Source organism: Microcoleus sp. OTE_8_concoct_300, from assembly GCF_031383065.1.
Lineage (GTDB): Bacteria > Cyanobacteriota > Cyanobacteriia > Cyanobacteriales > Microcoleaceae > Microcoleus.
The window spans coordinates 1-17,467 of sequence record NZ_JANMZH010000728.1; the positions used below are offsets into that span (position 1 = coordinate 1).

The following is a 17,467-nucleotide window of genomic DNA, read 5'->3' on the forward strand; positions in this document are numbered from 1 at the left end:
CGTTTTGGCATCAGTAAACTTAGCAGATTTGCCGGAAAGATTGGGCGGTTTTGATGCGGATTTAGATTGGGCGGAGATTTTGTCGCTGGGAGAACAGCAGCGTTTAGCTTTTGCTAGATTGTTGTTGACGGAACCGCGATATGCTATTTTGGATGAGGCGACAAGTGCTTTGGATTTGGATAACGAGCAACATTTATACGAGCAGTTGCAAGCAACTAAAACTACATTTGTGAGTGTCGGTCACCGAGTGAGTTTAGTGAAATATCACCAGCAGGTTTTGGAACTTTTGGGCGATGGCAGTTGGCGGCTGGTTTCGACGGAAGAATACCGCGCTAGTGCGAAGGTTTTTGGCTGATAAAGCGCTGCTTTCAGGAATTGTGAATTTACCCGGTTTTTGGTTCGCGGTGGGTGGCGGCGCGGTTGGAGATTTATCCTTTGGTTCTACAGATTAATCGCCGCGCCACCACCCATCCTACAATAGGTTCTACGGGTAGGGACATAGCAACAATTAATGCCGATCGATTCCCGGTTCCTCATACCCTTTTAGATTAAAGAATTAAAGAATTGAAGAATTGGGAATGACTGATTCTGTATGGGTTTGGATCGCGGGCCTACAGTTGCATTCTTTGTTGAAACTGGTATCACAATCGATAATGGGGTATAAATATCTAAAACTGCCCAAACAGCAAAAAGCAAGCTGAACGTTTGCAGATGCGATTCAATTGCTCGCCCGCGAGAACTCACAGAATATAATAGAAGATAGATTTTTTTTAGTATAGGCGAGATTCCTACCTTGACTACTCCGATTCCTCAAAACTTTGTGCAAACGATCGCCAAACAGCGTGGCGTCACAGATGCCGAGTTAGAAACTGTGTTTATGGCTCTCGACGGTCAATCTACGGCTGCGATCGCAACCAAGCTTGGCATTAGCGACATCGCGGTTAGGAAAAGACTCGGCGAAGTTTACAAAAAGTTTCAGATCGGGGGGAACGGCCCTGGAAAGCTGTCGGAATTGAAGCATCAGTTGCTGTTTTCATACCACACTGAGCAGGGAGCGAGGGATTTTAGTCCCCGAGGTAAAGGCTCTCTATTCAAGATGCCGATCCTCTCCGAGGGCAACGCTTACGGGCACCGACAGCAGGATTGGGGCCAAGCACCGGATGTTTCGGTTTTTTACGGACGGACTGAAGAATTAACTACTTTAAAGCAGTGGATTGTATCAGATAATTGTCGCCTGGTAGCGCTGCTGGGTTTGGCTGGTAGTGGCAAAACAACTCTGTCGGTGCAGTTGGCCTCACAGGTACAAAATGAGTTTGATTTGGTGATTTGGCGATCGCTGCGATCGGCACCAACACCATCCGACTTCCTCACTAACTTAATTGAACTTTTTTCTAACCCACTAAAACCCGATCTGCCGTTAGCGGATCCCTCGAAGAGGATCGACCTCAACGGGAAAATTTCGCGCTTGGTAGAGGAGCTGCGGAAGCACCGCTGTCTGGTAATTTTAGACGATTTTGAAGCGGTTCTCAGACCCGAAGAATTAGCGGGACACTACCGCGAAGGCTACGAAGGATATCGAGATTTAATCGTGCGGCTCTGTGAGGTCAATCACAATAGCTGTTTGGTGCTAGTTAGTGCCGAAGAACCTACGGAACTAACTTTGCTGGCGGGAGAAAAAGTGCGGTCTTTAAAACCTGCTATTTCCGAGGAAATTGCGAGGGAGATTTTCCAAGAAAAAGGTTTATCTACTCAAGCTCAAGATTGGGAAATCTTGTTAGCCCGGTACGGAGGAAATCTGTTAGCGTTGAAAATTGTGGCGATAACGATTCACGAGTTTTTCGAGGGGAATGTTTTAAAGTTTTTGGAAGCAACGGCGTTATTTATTGAAGAACATATCAGCAATTTGCTCGCGCAGCAGTTCGATCGAATGTCGAGTTCTGAACAAGAGATTGCCTACTGGATTGCTATTGCTCAAAGTCCGATTTCCCTGGCGACTTTGCGAGAGCAGATCTTGGTCAATTTATCGCTTTCGGATTTGCTAAAAAATCTCGATTCTCTGGGTCGTCGCTCGGTGATTGAAAAAATAAATGATGGCACAGAAACTGTTTTTATGCTTCAGCCTTTGATCGTGCAATATGTGAGCGACAGATTAGGGGAGCAGATTCGAGCGGAGGTTTTGGAGACAGTTAAGACGCAAGGAATAGAAAGAATGCGACTGTTGAAAACTCACAGCTTGAGCATCAGTATTGCTAAAGGAAAAGGGGGTAAAGAGGAGCGAAGTCGCTCTATTTTAGAATTAGTGAAAAATCGGCTGCAAGTTTTGTTTGCGAAAACTAGAGGCTTTGAAGAACCGCTAAATATCCTGACCAAAGTTGCCTCTGATATGGAGGATAAATCGATTCTTGAGGTGGGATATGCTAGGGAAAATCTGGCGCAGATTATTGCCGAAATTCAGTGCTATAGCAACCGCCAAGACGGTTAGGACATTCTTAATCGCTGAAACCATTGCTATTACTGCTTCTTCCTTCTTCCTTCTTCCGACTTCCATCGGACTTCTGCTATAACAAAAAAGCGATCGCCCCAGTCACAAAAGCGATCGCCCGATTTTCAACAAAAACAGAATTCGATAAAATTATTTGACCATGCCAAAAACCGATGCAGATTCAGACCCTGTAATTTTGTCCAAAGCAGGCGCTTTTTGAGCTTGGGCAATTTTGGGAACCAAAAATCCCTTCGCATAAATCTGAGGATTGTCTTGAGCGATTTGGATGTAAGATTGGCGGACTTCTGCGTTCACCGCCACAGTCTTCGCGTCGTAGACTTGCATCGCCATGTTGGGATAAAAACCAATGCCGACAATCGGTATCAAAAAGCAAAACGCGATCGCCACTTCCCGAGGTTTAGCATCAATAAACGGTGCATCACCAGGCAAAACGCAACTATTACCGAAACAAACCGCTTCATCCAGATTGTTTCTCTGATTCTGCAAATTTAGATCTTCAAGGTCGCAAGCCGCTAGTCTCCCACAGTTGTAAAATAACTGTCGCAGCATCGAGAGCAAATAAATCGGCGTCAAAATCAGTCCTACTGCAGCCAGGAACACTGTCACCGCCCGGAAAGAACCGCTGTACATATCGCTAGTTGCGACGCCCACAAACACTGACAATTCGCTAGCAAAACCGCTCATTCCCGGGAGTGCCAAGGATGCCATCGCGCCTGCGGTAAACAAGGCAAACACCTTCGGCATGACTTTGCCAATCTCGCCCATCTCGTCCATGATCATTGTATGGGTGCGATCGTAAGTAACGCCAGCGAGGAAAAACAATACTGAGGCGATTAAACCGTGGGAAATCATTTGCAACAGCGCCCCATTGATTCCCAAATCCGTGAAGGAAGCAATACCCAACAACACGAATCCCATGTGAGAAATCGACGAATTCGCCAAGCGGCGCTTCATGTTCGATTGGCCGAAGGAATTCAGCGCGCCGTAGATAATATTAACCACGCCGAGCACCGCCATAATCGGTGCAAAGTAAACGTGTGCTTGGGGAAGAAGTTCCAAATTCAGCCGAATCAGTCCGTATCCGCCCATTTTGAGCAATACGCCGGCTAGAATCATCGACACAGGAGAAGATGCTTCACCGTGGGCATCAGGTAGCCAAGTGTGGAAGGGAAAAATCGCCAGTTTTACACCGAAGGCAATTAACAATCCCGCATAAAGCAGTAATTCTAAACCCAGCGGGTAGTCCTTCAAGCCTAGTTCTACCATGTCGAAGGTGGGGGTGCCTCCGCCGTAGAATGCCATTGCTAAGGCAGCTATCAAAATAAAGATGGAAGCGCCCGCGGTGTAAATCAAGAATTTGGTAGCTGCGTAGCGACGGTTTTGTCCGCCCCAAATCGAGATTAGCAGGTACACCGGAATTAGTTCTAGTTCCCAGACAATGAACAGCAGCATGATGTCTTGGGCAACGAACACTCCTATTTGTGCGGAGTACATCACCAGCATCAGGAAGTAGAAGAGTCGCGGCTTGCGATCGACTTCCCATGCAGCAAAAATAGATAGAGTCGTCACCAATCCCGCCAACAGTACCAGCGGAACAGACAGTCCGTCAACGGAAACAGACCAGTTGAGGCCTAAAGAAGGTATCCAGGGATATTGCTCGACGATTTGGAAAGTAGAAATGCTTGGATCGTAATGAGTCCAAAACACCCAGCACATTAATACAAAATCTGCAATGCCTACGCCTAGGGCATACCAGCGCACGGTTTTGCCACCTGTATCGGGCAGAAAAGGGATGGCGAGGGAAGCTACCAGGGGTAGGGTGACAATTGCGGTCAGCCAAGGAAATTGATCCGCTATCATGATAGTGAGAATAAATACTTATTTGGAAGTTACCAAAATTATAATACTAAATTTAATTAAAACTTAAGATTCATTCATAAATATTTTTTATATCGAGATAAAGGCGGGTAACAATATCACGAATTGCTACACACGTCAATTGATTTTCGATTTTTGATTTGTGATTTTCGATTCAGGACTTACGAACAACAAAATATAGCGTTTTGTAGGCGCAATCTGCCTGTGGTTGCGCCTATTCTGAGAGGGTTGGGTAAGTCCTGTGTATTAAGGGCGATCGCAAATTAGCTTTCAATCAGCGTTCAATCTGGATCAACTCCCAATTCGCGCAACTTAGCCGCCAATCGTTCAGCCCTTTGTCTTTCTTGCTCAGCCCTTTGGCTTTCCTGGTCAGCCCTTTGCCTTTCTTGCTCAGCTTGTTCTGAACTCCACAGCAACAAATTACCTAAATTATCCCACCAGCGCAGCCAGTTCATGGTTTGTCCCAACCTTTCCCCCGACCAAATCCCCAGATATAGTTCCAGTTGTGGAATCCAGACGCGCCCCTGCTCATTGGCTGAATGTAAAACATACCGTCCATCTTGCAAATAACGCACTTCTAAAATACCTTCGTAGGGGTCGTATATGACATAAGTAGGTACTTGAAGAATATGTTCGTAAAAGTGGAGTTTGCCATAGGGGGGAGTTGCTCTGACCGATAGTTCTCCTCCCTCTGCTTCCGAGAGAAACTCCATCACGATCGCCACATTAGCACCTTCTGTATTAGGAGTATAACTACGGCGAATTACTCCCTCTGCTAAAGGATGCACTTGCGGCACATAAAACCAGTCTGGAGCTTTGACAACAGTGTTTTTATTAACAGTTGCAACTAGCCCTAAATTAGAAGCAATTAGCATTTCTGGCTGAATATACCCAGCGGCTCCGAGTGCATCAGTCAGAGCCGCCGCCAGAGCGGGTTGTTGAGTATTTTCCACAGGATCATCGGGTAATACGAAGTTAGCGGGTAGGGGTTCCCAAGTGATGGTTGGTTTGGCTTTGATATAAGGGGCTTCGAGTACCATTTTATTAACCCTCAACCAGAAATGTTTGTGTAATTTATCTATATTAACTCAAGTTGGTAGTTTCTGGATGGGATGGGGCGGGTTTATCTTATTTGTCGGTGGGTAGCAAAGATTTCGGTGAGCCCGGCCATACAATTATTTATCTGCTTCCTGGGAATTGTCACCCTTGATTTTAAACCTTGCCTCATATCAATTCCGGTTGCATTGGAATGATTAAACCGCAGAGAACGCTCTTAACGCAGAGTCAGAGAACAGAGAGATGAATGCAGGACGATGAAGGGCGGATTTGATATCACAGATTACCAATTAACAGTAATTGGGCGATCGCCATTTTCATTAATTATTAGAAACTTTCCTAATCAGCCATTAGCCCACACACTTTTGACTTTAAATCCGTCTGTCTTCTCCTGCTTGCTTTTGACAGAAATATTCCCGGATCGCGTCAATACCTTGTTCGGCAATTTCAATTGGGGGGTCTTCGAGGGGGTTTTCATATAAATCAAGTTCGGATAAGTTTGTCAGACTGGTGATAGCTTCTGGTAGGCTTGTCAGTTTGTTATAACCCAAATAAAGTCCCGATAAATTTGTCAGAGTGGTGATAGCTTCTGGTAGGTGCGTCAGTTCGTTCCAAGTTAAATCAAGTTCGGATAAATGGGTCATACTGGAGATATCTTCTGGTAAGCTTTTCAGAGCATTAAAACCCAAATAAACTCCCGATAAATTGGTAAGATGGGTAAGAAATTCTGCTCCGCTCGTCAGTTGGTTCCAACTTAAATCAAGTTTGGATAAATTGGTAAAACGGGAGATAGCTTTTGGTACGCTTGTCAGTTGGTTCCAACTTAAATTCAACGTTTCCAACCATTCCCACTCAAACACCTCGGTCGGAATTTGGGTTAATTTTTCCCACTCGGGTATCCACGATGGATTACTCAAATCTAATTCAGTGAGGCGTTGTTTCTTGACTTGTTGAAGTTTTTGGCGAATTTCGTCAGGAGTCATTTTTGAGTCACCAGATATTTTTGAAGATGGCGTTACATGGCAAATCTCGATCCATTTTAACTAGATAGAGAAAAGAGCCGATCGCCAAAAGATGCAATTAAAGTGCGATCGACCAATTGCGAGATCCATTTGGACGGTATACCAGATTCTCCGTAAAAACCCCCAGCCAACTGTCCGTAAACCGCACCAGTGGTATCCGCGTCGTCGCCCAAATTCACAGCCAACAAACAGCCTTCAGCAAAAGAAGAACTGTTGTAAAACGCCCAAAGTGCCGCCTCCAAAGACTTGACAACATAACCCGTACCTTTAATTTCAGGAGGTTGTCGCAATTTAAAAGAACCCGCCGCAATCTCATCAATCTCTGCTACCAGCGGATTTGCTGCCCAATATCCAGAAATCGGACAATATCTTTCCGAAAGCAACACATCTTTAGTAACTCCATTCACAGCCCCCGCAATTAAAGCACCGAAATAACGGCAAGCATCCACACAAGTAGCAGCACCGTGAGTAGTTCTCGAACTTTCAGCAGATTTTTCTATTACTTCTAAAGGATTTTTAGCATAAAACAAAGGCACAGGAGCCAAACGCATAATCGAACCATTTCCAGCAGTCTGAGCATCAGTAGAACCACAGAAAGGTTTTCCTGTATTTTTAAACTGCCAAAGTGCTTGTCGCACCGTATTGCCAATATCAAAACATCCACCAGTGCTGCTCAAATGTCCCTCTCGCCACCACCGCACATAAGTTTCTAACTGATGGACAGGATCGAAACCTTGTTTCTCAATCAAACTTTCGGCCAAACAAAGCGCCATCGAAGTATCATCCGTCCACTCGCCCGGTTGCAGTCGAAACGGGCCGCCGCCCACCATATCGTTAATAGGCGCAAACGTTCCGGGGCGATGGAACTCTAAAGTAGTTCCGAGAGCATCGCCCACTGCTAAACCGAGAAGACTGCCGCGATAACGTTCTATTTGCTGCATAAAGTAATTGAAAATTAATAATTAGTAAGCGCTAGTGAATTCAAAACCATATCTCTCTGCATCTTATCTGCCTGTATAACAATCGATGCCAAACTTGTCAAATTCTCTCTTTCTCTCTTCTCTTAATTCTCTTTCTCTGTGTTCTCTGCGCCCTCTGCGGTTCATTAAAACAAAATCTCGTCCACAATCGATACCAAATTTATGAACTTCTCTCATTCTCTCGAATGATCTCTTAATTCTCTTTCTCTGTGTTCTCTGCGCCCTCTGCGGTTCATTAAAACAAAATCTTGTTCACAAACGCAATAGAATTGCCCTAGCTGCCGTTAAAAATAAAAAAACAAGACTTTTTCCCCCAAATGCTGAGGCAAAAGACGACTCAGGCTAATATTGATGTTAACCTGTCCCTACCAGATATCAAACTGTCCCATGACACCCGATGCCTCCGCCGGAGCCGCTGCCGCCCCTCAATCAACACCCGAAGTCAGCTTAGAGTTGCAAGTCCGACTCAAGACAGAAGATGGACAGCTACTGTTGCTACTCCCCCCAGAAACTAATAGCGAACCCGCAACAGCCTCCGCCTCGACTTGGACTGAACTTTGGCAGCAGCTAAAAGTCAGGCTGAATGCAGGAGAACGCTTTTGGCAGCCAAACGCAGAAGTACAATTGATGGGGAACGATCGACTTTTAGATATCCGCCAACTGCAAGAGATAGCCTCAGCCCTTGAGGAAGTGGAACTGCAACTCAAACGAGTGCACACCAACCGCCGCCAAACCGCGGTTGCCGCAGCAACGGCAGGCTATTGTGTAGAACAACAGCCTCCGGTTTCTTCCCTGAATAAAGCCACTGCTGAAAAACCGCAATCGCTGGCGGAACCTTTATATTTGCAGATGACAGTGCGATCGGGCGTAGAAATTCGTCATCCAGGCACCGTCGTAATTTTGGGAGACGTAAATCCCGGCGGCTCAGTCATCGCCGGAGGCGATATCCTAGTTTGGGGCCGTTTGCGGGGCGTCGTACACGCCGGTGCCGCCGGCAACACCAAAAGCGTGATTATGACCTTGCAGATGGAACCGATGGTGATTAGGATTGCTAAGTATGTTGCCAGAGGCCCAGAAACCTCACCCGCTCAGTTTTTCCCGGAAGTCGCCTATGTGACGCCTCAAGGGATTCGGATCGGTAGAGCCTCTGATTTTGACAAATCGCAGTTAGTCGGGGGTAATGAGTAATCGGTAATTGGTCATTGGTAATGGGTAATTGGGAATTGGTAGTGGGTAATTGTTAATACTATTTCTCTTTAAGCCTGCAGTTGATAATTTTTGCCTTGGCTAAATCAGTCACTAAAGGACGATTTTAAAATTAAGTGCTAATTGATAGAGGATTAGTAGAACAAGGAGATTTTTGAGTGTTGAGTTAATTTACTGAATAACAGATTGCTGCCAAATTCCCCAAGAGTAATTGCTAATTATCAACCAAAAATAAGACAAATTATCCATTGCCAATTCCCAATTACTAATTCCCAATTACTAATTCCCAATCACCAGTTCCCAATAAATCTAAAATCGCTTATGGCTCGCATTATTGTTGTTACATCAGGCAAAGGCGGGGTAGGAAAAACCACCTCCACAGCCAATCTCGGCATGGCTTTAGCTAAGCGGGGACGCAACGTTGCCGTAATTGATGCCGATTTCGGTCTCAGAAATTTAGACTTGCTGCTGGGCTTAGAAAATCGCATTGTTTATACGGCATTAGAAGTTCTCGCAGGAGAGTGCCGGTTAGAGCAAGCTTTGGTGAAAGACAAGCGGCAGCCACGCTTGGTGCTGTTGCCGGCTGCCCAAACTCGGATGAAAGATGCCATCAGCGCCGAGCAAATGAAGCAGCTTGTGGGGATGTTAACACCAAAATACGACTATATTTTGATCGACTCTCCTGCTGGAATTGAACAAGGTTTTCAAAATGCGATCGCCCCGGCCTCTGAAGGCATCATTGTCACCACTCCCGAAATCGCTGCTGTCCGCGATGCCGATCGAGTCATCGGCCTGCTAGAAGCCAACAACGTCAAGAAAATCAACCTGATCGTCAACCGGATCAGACCCGCAATGGTGCTGGCAAATGATATGATGTCGGTGCAAGACGTGCGGGAAATCCTCGCCATTCCGCTGTTAGGGGTCGTTCCCGACGACGAGCGCGTAATTGTTTCTACCAACCGAGGCGAACCATTAGTATTATCGGAAACGGCTTCTTTAGCTGGAACCGCCTTCGACAATATTGCCCGCCGCTTAGAAGGCGAAAAAGTTGAATTTCTAGATCTCAATCCCCGTCGGGAAAACTTCTTCACTCGCCTCCGCAAGTTCTTAAACACTAAAATTATGTGATGCGCTTATTGGCGATCGGTCTTCAACAGCAGGGACTGCATCACAGAAACTAGCCGAGATTTTCCTCCTGTGATACCACTTCCCCAAAAAAAGGAAACTGTATGTCAACTCCAAACCCTTAGGGAATAAGTAATTCCCCAATCGAAAATCCCCAATCGAAAATCGAAAATCGTATGACCTTTTCTATGCCTAACCCTTGACAAACCCGCCCGACCCATGATATATACACTTCTCGAACGACTTTTCCCGCGCACCCCTGACAACAGCCGCGACGAGGTAAAACGTCGCCTCAAACTGGTTCTAGCCCACGATCGCTCAGAACTCAGCCCAGAAATGGTTGAGTCGATGCGCCGAGAAATTCTAGAGGTGGTATCTCGCTACGTGGAAATCGATACCACCGGGTCTGAGTTCTCGCTGGAGAGCGACCAGCGGGCCACAGCACTGATTGCTAATCTCCCGATCCGGCGAGTCAGGCTCGAACATCCACCGAGGAATTTGCCCGAGAATTTGCCCCAGAATCAGCCCGAGAATCGACCAGAATATGTACCGGAGTATGTAGTCGAAACTCTCCCCGACACTAGAGAGTGATAGGGATTGAGCTTTTATTGTCAGACAAAGAGTTCGATCGGCTCGCCATTTAAATTAAACTATCTCTCTACCATTAAAATGTTGTGGGGTGGGCACTCTTAGCCCGCCCCAAATATGTGATTAAAAAGGGAAAAAGCTTGTGATACCTGAAAACTCATGAAGTTAATCTTCATAACTAATCGCTCTTTCCAGACGATTTTGCGTCCCCGACTATCTTAATAACTACTTGCTCTTTCCAGAGGATCTTGTAACTGGAGTTCTAACGGTCGGCCGGAGCGAATTTCTAAACCGGGTAACTCATGTTTGACTAACATTTTTTCGCCTGTTTCAGCAGTTGCCAACGGCCAGAGTACCCAGCGGCTGCCTAGGGAAAGAGTGCTTAAAGTTGCAGAGTTTTGAGTCAGCCAAATTATCGGCAGTTTCGGCCGATTCTCAACCGCATCTTCCCCAGCATTAACCGCCGCTAAAGTTTCCAAAACTACTCGGTTTCCCGAGACGAGTCCAGTCCCGGCCGTCCAAAGTTTGACGTTTAACAGCCGCTTGCTAGCATAAAAGTAAAGAGACGCAGCTACTGTCACGGCTCGTTCAAATTCCTCTGGGTGCCAGGCCTGGGCGCTGTCGAGAGCAATAATAATTTCTTGACCGCCGGCTGCAACTTCTAACTCTCTCACCCGCAGTTCTCCGTAGCGGGCGCTGGTGCGCCAGTGAATCAGGCGGGTGGGGTCTCCGTGGCGGTAAGGTCTCAGGTTGCGGGTGAGGCCTTCGGTAGCAGTTTGCGATCGGCTGCGATTGTAAAATTGCGGGCTGTTTTCTTGACCGATGCGATCGATAATCGGGCAAGTGCTCAACGGCAAAACCTGTGGATAGACAACCGCCACAGCTTTGACTCGGCGGGTGCGCCGGCACCAAAACAACCCTAAAGGCGCCGCCGTCCTCAAGTTTACCTCTTGCCAGCGATAGACGCCGCGCTGCCGGACTTCGAGATAGTATGTATCCCTGTATATACTGTTAGGCTCTATGACTTCGATCGGGCGGACGATCGGTTCTCCCAATACAAACGGCAAGATGTCTACCACTTGCAACAAAGTCTTAGGTTCGCGGGCGCGATTTTCGATTTCTAGTTCGACGGTGATTTGATCGCCCGCACTCACCGGTTCGATCGGGCGGCGACGAACTTCCAAGGAACGGAGCGATTTTCCCGGCAAAACCGCCGCTACTCCCAACAGCGCCAAACTCCCACCGCTGAGCGCGTACAGCCACCCAGACATTGTATTAGTCGCAGACCCGAAAAAGAAAACCGTCATCCCCGAGAGTAGCCAACCCGCGTAGGCGGGGGCGACAGCGCGATTTTCGAGCCAGTCGGCAATTTTGTGACCGATGTTCATAGGAGTTGAAATTGTTAATTACTCGATCGCCCTATCAAGTCTAATTGTAAAATATTCTCAGCATTTAGCACCGAATTAGCGGAGAGCGATTAGATTAGAAATCGGGCATTTTTTCGCAATAAATCTACATTGACCCCGCCCAAAAACGGATACAAGCCCCCGACACTCAGTCAGGGTCGATCCCCAAATTTTAGACTCTAGTTCCTGCTCCCAGATTAATCTGTGGAGTAAATCAAAAATCAAAAATCAAAAATCAAAAATCAAAAATAGACTGACTGGAGACAAAAAAATGAACCCATCAAATAATCCTACACCGCTTCGACCAGACGCTCAAGCCCGCCGCTCGCCGCCCCCGCCCCCGCCCTTAGCTGCAACACCCGCGCCTCATGCACCCGCGCCGAGTGCGCCCCCCCCTGCCCAGCAGCGGCCTGTCGAGACACCCGTCAGCACGATCGAACAAATGGTCAGAGATGCCCATACTGCAGGAGCTTCCGACATTCACATTCGAGTCGGCCAAGTACCTCGATTTCGGATTCGGGGCGCGATGCAAGTAGCAACTAACCACCCCAAAGTAACGCCAGAAATTTTTGAACATTACCTAGCCGAAATTCTCACCCCCGAACAGCGAAAACAGTTTGCAACTAACAAAGAATTAGATTCAGCAATTTTTTACCCGGGCTTCGTGCGGTGTCGGCTAAACTGTTTTGAGTCCCTCAGCGGCGGTGCCCTAGTATTGCGGTTGATTAGTTTGGAAATACCTACTATCGATTCCTTGAGGTTGCCAGAAGTTCTCAAAAATATCATTTTGCGATCGCAGGGATTAATATTGGTTACCGGGCCTACCGGTTCGGGAAAATCAACAACAGTAGCTGCGATGATCGACCACCTCAATCAGATGGAGCAAAAGCACGTAGTTACAATTGAAGACCCGATCGAATTCATTCACCCTTCTAAAAAATGCTTAATCAGCCAGCGGGAAGTCGGCTTGCATACCCACGAGTTTCAGCAGGCTTTGCGGGCAGTTTTGCGGGAAGATCCAGATGTAATTTTGATCGGGGAAATGCGCGACCGCGTTACCATCAATACAGCGTTGCAAGCAGCTCAAACCGGTCACTTAGTATTGGGAACTCTCCACACTCGCAGCGCCATTAACGCTATTAACCGATTGTTGAACCTCTACCCGCCCGAGGAACAACACGCGATGCGGATTCAAATTTGCGATACTTTAGTAGCTGTAGTTGCCCAACTTTTGCTCCCAACCGTTGACAACCGTCGTGTAGCAGTTCACGATATTTTGGTGAATACACCTGCCATGCACGATTACTTGATGAAAGGTGCTGATGATGAAGCTTTCCGGTTAATGGAAACTGACACCTACGAAGGAATGCAGATTATCAACCAGGGTCTTTACAAACTGGTGCTTGAAGGCAGAGTGGCGATCGAAGAAGCGGCAAAAACTTCTCCCGAAGCCAGCGATTTAGACCGTCGCTTGCGTACCGGAGGCTACGATGCTTCGTCCTCGGCTCGCGACTTTGAAGGCAGCAAAAAAGAACGCACCGTTCGCGCCCGTTAGCAGCACACATACAGGGGTAGCCACAGCACTACCCCACCCATCAATTAGCAATCTTTTCAGCAGACCGCAATATTTGACGCTGTCCTACGTATTTTTACTTAAAATTTAAATTTAAATTAGTATAAAATAATACAGATTAATGTGATAAAATAATCTAATAAGTGTCAAGTATATTGTTAAGTTTTTTAAACGCCGACTCTACTTTACATTTAACTTTAAAACAGCGTGAAAACTCAGAGGTGATTACAAGGCAATAGTAAAGATATGTTCTGAGTATGACCCACAGTCAGCAACTTAAGTTTATAGTTAGAGTGACCAATTTAGGATAGAGAACGTTCCGCCTTTGCCGATCGCAAAAGTAAGCAGGTTAAAAAAGCGCTTAATAATAAAAGTACAAGTAGGCTTAATACAACAAGCAATTAGTAGCAGAGCCGATCGTCTGTCTTTCCGATTAAGTGGCTTTCAGTCTAAAAAATCCTAAAACCCAGCAGACTTTTAAAGCTTCTGTCCCTCGAAAATCTGTTTAACAACTCGCCGAGCAGCAACGGTATTTATAAAATTTAAAGGAGCCCAAAAAGTGAAGAGTGCATTTAAATCCTCAGAAGTGTTTGAAGGTGCCAGCAAAGCAGAAATAATCGCTCGCATCCAGCAGCTAGTTCCCCCGGGTTCCCCGGAACCCCAAGATCCTGAAATCCTAGCGACCTTACAAACTCTCACCGCACAGCTAATCTCCGTATATCAAGCCGACGGACAATTAAAAAGCGAACCATTTAGCGAGGTGCGAGAGCGCACCATTCACCTATACGCATCCGCCTGCTGCCGCAAAATCAAAGGAAAAACCATCCTCATCACCGGTGGAGAAGGATGTATCGGCAGTTTCTTAATCAAAAAACTCCTCGATTTAGGCGCAACTAAAATCATTTCCGCAGACAACGCCCGATGTCACAACCCCGAAGAAAATCTGCCGATTTTTACCCGAGAAGGTGCAGTAACTTTCTATGCCGCCGACATTCGCAACTTCGAGGCACTGAAACACATATTTGAGGTAGAAAAACCAGAAATTGTTTTTCACCTAGCAGCCCAACGCCAACCCGGACTAGCTGAAATCAAAATCCGAGAAACAGTTACAACCAGCCTGTTAGGATGTAAACACATCATCCAACTGTGCGAAAAATACGGCGTAGAACACTGCATCTTCTCTTCCACAGGCAAAGCATCTCGATATTTTACAACCGAAGTTTACGCCGCCTCCAAAAAGTTTGCCGAATGGCAATTTGCCAAAGCAGCTCAAGAAGGAGATGTCATTTACGGCATGGTTCGCTTTACTCATATGTTGGAAAATAGCTTGTTCTGCGAGGAAATGTCTAACAAAGTACAGCAAGGTAAAGCTGTCAACGTTCACGCTCCCCACCGCTACGTAACCGCTCAAAATCTTGTCGAAGCCGTACATTTATTGCTGAATTCGCTGGTGGTGTCCGTTCCCGGAAAACTGAAATTTGTCGCCGTGAGTAATCTCGGGTGGCCGACAGAAACCTTGGAAGTAGCTCTTTATAAAATTATTGAATCAGGCAAAAATCTGCCGATTTATTTTCAAGGACTTGTGCCGGGATACCAAGAACCGTTTTTTCTGGGACAGTTTGACTGGACAAAACCTAGAGACATTCACCTCCTAATTAATGTTTTGGAAACTCCTTTTAGAAGTGTTAACGATGCTGGCGACATGGTGAGTGCAGAATTAGCTCCTTTTTCTTTGCGCGTGTTAGATAAACAAGTGTCGAAGCTGGAAAGCTTAATCATCGCTCCCGATTTCCCGGAAGTGCAAATCAAGCAGGCTCTTGTCGCAGCGAAAAAAGAAGTGATTGCTTCTTCTTTTGCGTGGAGTTCCCCCCAAGACTTGTTGAAGATTTTGCAGTGGGGGATCAATCCGAAGAAATTGCAAGGTTACAAAACGGAAATCGGTGACTACAGCGAGATTATCGAACTCCTCCTGCAAGGAATTTACGGGCGGCTTAATCAAGAAATCTTGAACAGTGCGGGAGTTACTGCTGATGAATTGGATGACTTAGTTGAGAGCCTTTCTACCCTGGATTGTATTCAAGCAGAAGTCGGATATTTGCGATCGATGTCGAGAGATGTCAGAGAAGTTGTACCCCCCGCACATTTGAACCCCAAACAATCTCAACCTGTTGCTGTCGGCGATGCAGCGTAGCTTGAACCTAGTTTTGAGGAAAGGAGATTGCTTCCTGACTGGCAACCCACAGGGGGTGAATGAGCCGGCACATCGACCAAGTTGTTAGTTGATTAAGCAGCCCTGCACGCAGAACCTAATTATGTAGGGTGCGCAGTGCGCGCCTTACCTGTATAAGTACCGGGTTAAACCATTTTTTGCGTAAGTCATCTTAAAAACAGAATTGAGAAACCCGCCTTCTAAATTCTGAGTCTGTTTGAGGTTTAATTAAATTGATTTACTTAACCTTGTCAGAATCGACATGATATGATATTATTTGCGATAGCACAACCGCCATCAAATAAATTTTTAGTAAGGACGGCAGTCCTAAGCTGTTGCGGCATTTAAATTGTATGTCAAAAAAAATCAAAGTCTTGTGGGGTGTCCCGCCCGCGGAGAATATACAATTAAAATGCGCGACAGCTTAGTAGTTTTATGAGGACTTAAGTCATCACTAGAAACGTTATAACGGTTATTTTTTCCGGCATGATATGATGATACTTTAGATAGCGTTGCACACTGAGTTAACAAAGGTGCAATTAAATTAAATAAATGAACTCAATGAACGCAACAAATTAAATTAAATTAAGGTACGAGAATTGTGGAAATTAATCAGCTACTGTTCATATTGATAGATGTGGTGCTATTGGCGATCGCCCTGCTCCTTCTAATTCCCATTACAGTTCTATTTCTAGAATGCAGTGCAGCTTTCTTGTCCGGCTTCCGCCCCACAGCGGAAACTAAAGCGCCCCGCCCCAAAGTAGCAGTTTTAATTCCCGCCTACAACGAAGCAGCAGGAATTGCCGCCACCATCTCCACCATATTGCCGCAGCTAACACCTCAAGACCGCCTGTTAGTGATTGCTGACAACTGCACGGACGCCACGGCAGAAATCGCCCGTAACTGCGGTGCAAGTGCGATCGAGCGCCAAGATACACAACGCAAGGGCAAAGGATACGCACTGGATTTCGGCTTGACTGCGATCGAATCAGACCCCCCAGAAGTAGTCATCATGGTTGACGCAGACTGCATTTGTCAGCCAGACTCTATAGAAAAATTAGCCCGTGCTGCACTTGCTTCCAAAGGACCAGTGCAAGCAACTTATCTCATGGAACAGCCGCCCAATCCTACTCCGAAAGATTCCATTTCTGCTTTAGCATTTCTCGTGAAAAACTTAGTCCGTCCCAGCGGATTAAAACAGTTAGGATTCCCATCATTACTAACAGGAACAGGCATGGCTTTTCCCTGGTCGATAATTCGATCGGTTTCTCTAGCCAGCAGCAATATTGTTGAAGATATGCAAATGAGTTTGGATTTGGCGATCGCCGGACATCCAACCGTATTCTGCCCCGAAGCCAAAGTCACAGGGTGTTTGCCGCAGCAGCAGCAAGCAGCTAAAAGTCAAAGAACCAGATGGGAACACGGTCACTTGCAGACCTTGCTAACTCAAACTCCCCGGCTGGCTACAGCTTCTGTCCAGCAAAAACGTTTTGACTTAATGGCGATCGCCCTCGACTTGTCAGTCCCTCCCCTATCGCTTTTAGTCGCTATCTGGGTAGCTGCTTTTGCCGCCTCCTTAATAGCAGCAACCTTTGGAACATCCCCGATTCCCGCCGTCCTTTTAGCAGTACAAGGACTACTGATTTTAGTTTCAATTGTCGGCGCTTGGGCCAAATTCGGGCGTGCCGATATTTCGGGCTTAACTCTTTTATCCGTACCTTTTTACATCCTGTGGAAAATCCCTTTGTATCTGGGTTTTATCCTGAAGCGACAAACCAAATGGGTGCGGACAGAACGCGATGTCTAATATTTAGATTGAGATTGTTTAACCGCAGATATCAGCAGATAAACACAGATGAACGCACATATAATTTTATCTGGGTTCATCTGCGTAGATCTGCAGTTAAAAAAATTCATATAA

The 17,467-nt window shown here is 46.3% G+C and carries 13 protein-coding genes; 8 read left to right on the forward strand and 5 right to left on the reverse strand.

Going from position 1 to position 17,467, the window contains the following annotated elements; genetic code table 11:
- Both ACUVJL_RS32725 and ACUVJL_RS32730 read left to right on the forward strand, forming a co-directional pair.
- Positions 1-355: ATP-binding cassette domain-containing protein (locus ACUVJL_RS32725; RefSeq protein WP_445249638.1), on the forward strand; the 355-nt coding region annotated here is incomplete at its 5' end.
- 438 nt (positions 356-793) lie between these two features.
- Positions 794-2,482 (forward strand): AAA family ATPase, encoded by a 1,689-nt coding sequence (locus ACUVJL_RS32730; protein WP_445249639.1) that lies wholly within the window; start codon positions 794-796, stop codon positions 2,480-2,482.
- 150 nt (positions 2,483-2,632) lie between these two features.
- Here ACUVJL_RS32730 and ACUVJL_RS32735 read toward each other — a convergent pair whose 3' ends face one another.
- The 4 genes from ACUVJL_RS32735 to ACUVJL_RS32750 form a co-directional block, all read right to left on the reverse strand.
- Complete coding sequence (locus ACUVJL_RS32735) at positions 2,633-4,363, reverse strand: NAD(P)H-quinone oxidoreductase subunit 4 (RefSeq protein WP_445249640.1); 1,731 nt, start codon at positions 4,361-4,363, stop codon at positions 2,633-2,635.
- Positions 4,364-4,662: 299 nt separating this feature from the next.
- Complete coding sequence (locus ACUVJL_RS32740; protein ID WP_445249641.1) at positions 4,663-5,421, reverse strand: Uma2 family endonuclease; 759 nt, start codon at positions 5,419-5,421, stop codon at positions 4,663-4,665.
- Positions 5,422-5,808: 387 nt separating this feature from the next.
- The gene (locus ACUVJL_RS32745; RefSeq protein WP_445249642.1) at positions 5,809-6,420 is read right to left on the reverse strand and encodes a leucine-rich repeat domain-containing protein; all 612 of its coding nucleotides are present in this window, start codon (positions 6,418-6,420) and stop codon (positions 5,809-5,811) included.
- Positions 6,421-6,476: 56 nt separating this feature from the next.
- Positions 6,477-7,400 (reverse strand): ADP-ribosylglycohydrolase family protein, encoded by a 924-nt coding sequence (locus ACUVJL_RS32750; protein ID WP_445249643.1) that lies wholly within the window; start codon positions 7,398-7,400, stop codon positions 6,477-6,479.
- 426 nt (positions 7,401-7,826) lie between these two features.
- Between ACUVJL_RS32750 and minC the strand changes: the two genes are divergently transcribed.
- The 3 genes from minC to minE all read left to right on the forward strand — a co-directional run bounded on the left by minC (position 7,827) and on the right by minE (position 10,361).
- Positions 7,827-8,627, forward strand: coding sequence for a septum site-determining protein MinC (gene minC, locus ACUVJL_RS32755; RefSeq protein ID WP_445249644.1), 801 nt, complete (start codon positions 7,827-7,829; stop codon positions 8,625-8,627).
- Positions 8,628-8,966: 339 nt separating this feature from the next.
- Positions 8,967-9,773 (forward strand): septum site-determining protein MinD, encoded by an 807-nt coding sequence (minD, locus tag ACUVJL_RS32760; protein ID WP_445249645.1) that lies wholly within the window; start codon positions 8,967-8,969, stop codon positions 9,771-9,773.
- Positions 9,774-9,989: 216 nt separating this feature from the next.
- Positions 9,990-10,361, forward strand: coding sequence for a cell division topological specificity factor MinE (minE, locus tag ACUVJL_RS32765; protein WP_445249646.1), 372 nt, complete (start codon positions 9,990-9,992; stop codon positions 10,359-10,361).
- A 215-nt stretch (positions 10,362-10,576) separates the two neighbouring features.
- Here minE and ACUVJL_RS32770 read toward each other — a convergent pair whose 3' ends face one another.
- A complete protein-coding gene (locus tag ACUVJL_RS32770; RefSeq protein ID WP_445249647.1) occupies positions 10,577-11,746 on the reverse strand; it encodes a DUF58 domain-containing protein in 1,170 nt (389 codons plus the stop codon).
- A gap of 289 nt (positions 11,747-12,035) precedes the next feature.
- Between ACUVJL_RS32770 and ACUVJL_RS32775 the strand changes: the two genes are divergently transcribed.
- The 3 genes from ACUVJL_RS32775 to ACUVJL_RS32785 all read left to right on the forward strand — a co-directional run bounded on the left by ACUVJL_RS32775 (position 12,036) and on the right by ACUVJL_RS32785 (position 17,353).
- The gene (locus ACUVJL_RS32775; RefSeq protein ID WP_445249648.1) at positions 12,036-13,319 is read left to right on the forward strand and encodes a type IV pilus twitching motility protein PilT; all 1,284 of its coding nucleotides are present in this window, start codon (positions 12,036-12,038) and stop codon (positions 13,317-13,319) included.
- A 577-nt stretch (positions 13,320-13,896) separates the two neighbouring features.
- Positions 13,897-15,528, forward strand: a complete 1,632-nt coding sequence (locus ACUVJL_RS32780; protein ID WP_445249649.1) for a polysaccharide biosynthesis protein — start codon at positions 13,897-13,899, stop codon at positions 15,526-15,528.
- Positions 15,529-16,147: 619 nt separating this feature from the next.
- Positions 16,148-17,353 (forward strand): glycosyltransferase family 2 protein, encoded by a 1,206-nt coding sequence (locus ACUVJL_RS32785; protein ID WP_445249650.1) that lies wholly within the window; start codon positions 16,148-16,150, stop codon positions 17,351-17,353.
- The last annotated feature ends 114 nt before the right edge of the window (positions 17,354-17,467 follow it).

Bases quoted from the DNA above. Each gene is read 5' to 3' on its own strand.
- ACUVJL_RS32735 (WP_445249640.1), bottom strand. From the start codon at position 4,363: ATGATAGCGGATCAATTTCCTTGGCTGACCGCAATTGTCACCCTACCC.
- ACUVJL_RS32740 (WP_445249641.1), bottom strand. From the start codon at position 5,421: ATGGTACTCGAAGCCCCTTATATCAAAGCCAAACCAACCATCACTTGG.
- ACUVJL_RS32745 (WP_445249642.1), bottom strand. From the start codon at position 6,420: ATGACTCCTGACGAAATTCGCCAAAAACTTCAACAAGTCAAGAAACAA.
- ACUVJL_RS32750 (WP_445249643.1), bottom strand. From the start codon at position 7,400: ATGCAGCAAATAGAACGTTATCGCGGCAGTCTTCTCGGTTTAGCAGTG.
- minC (WP_445249644.1), top strand. From the start codon at position 7,827: ATGACACCCGATGCCTCCGCCGGAGCCGCTGCCGCCCCTCAATCAACA.
- minD (WP_445249645.1), top strand. From the start codon at position 8,967: ATGGCTCGCATTATTGTTGTTACATCAGGCAAAGGCGGGGTAGGAAAA.
- minE (WP_445249646.1), top strand. From the start codon at position 9,990: ATGATATATACACTTCTCGAACGACTTTTCCCGCGCACCCCTGACAAC.
- ACUVJL_RS32770 (WP_445249647.1), bottom strand. From the start codon at position 11,746: ATGAACATCGGTCACAAAATTGCCGACTGGCTCGAAAATCGCGCTGTC.
- ACUVJL_RS32775 (WP_445249648.1), top strand. From the start codon at position 12,036: ATGAACCCATCAAATAATCCTACACCGCTTCGACCAGACGCTCAAGCC.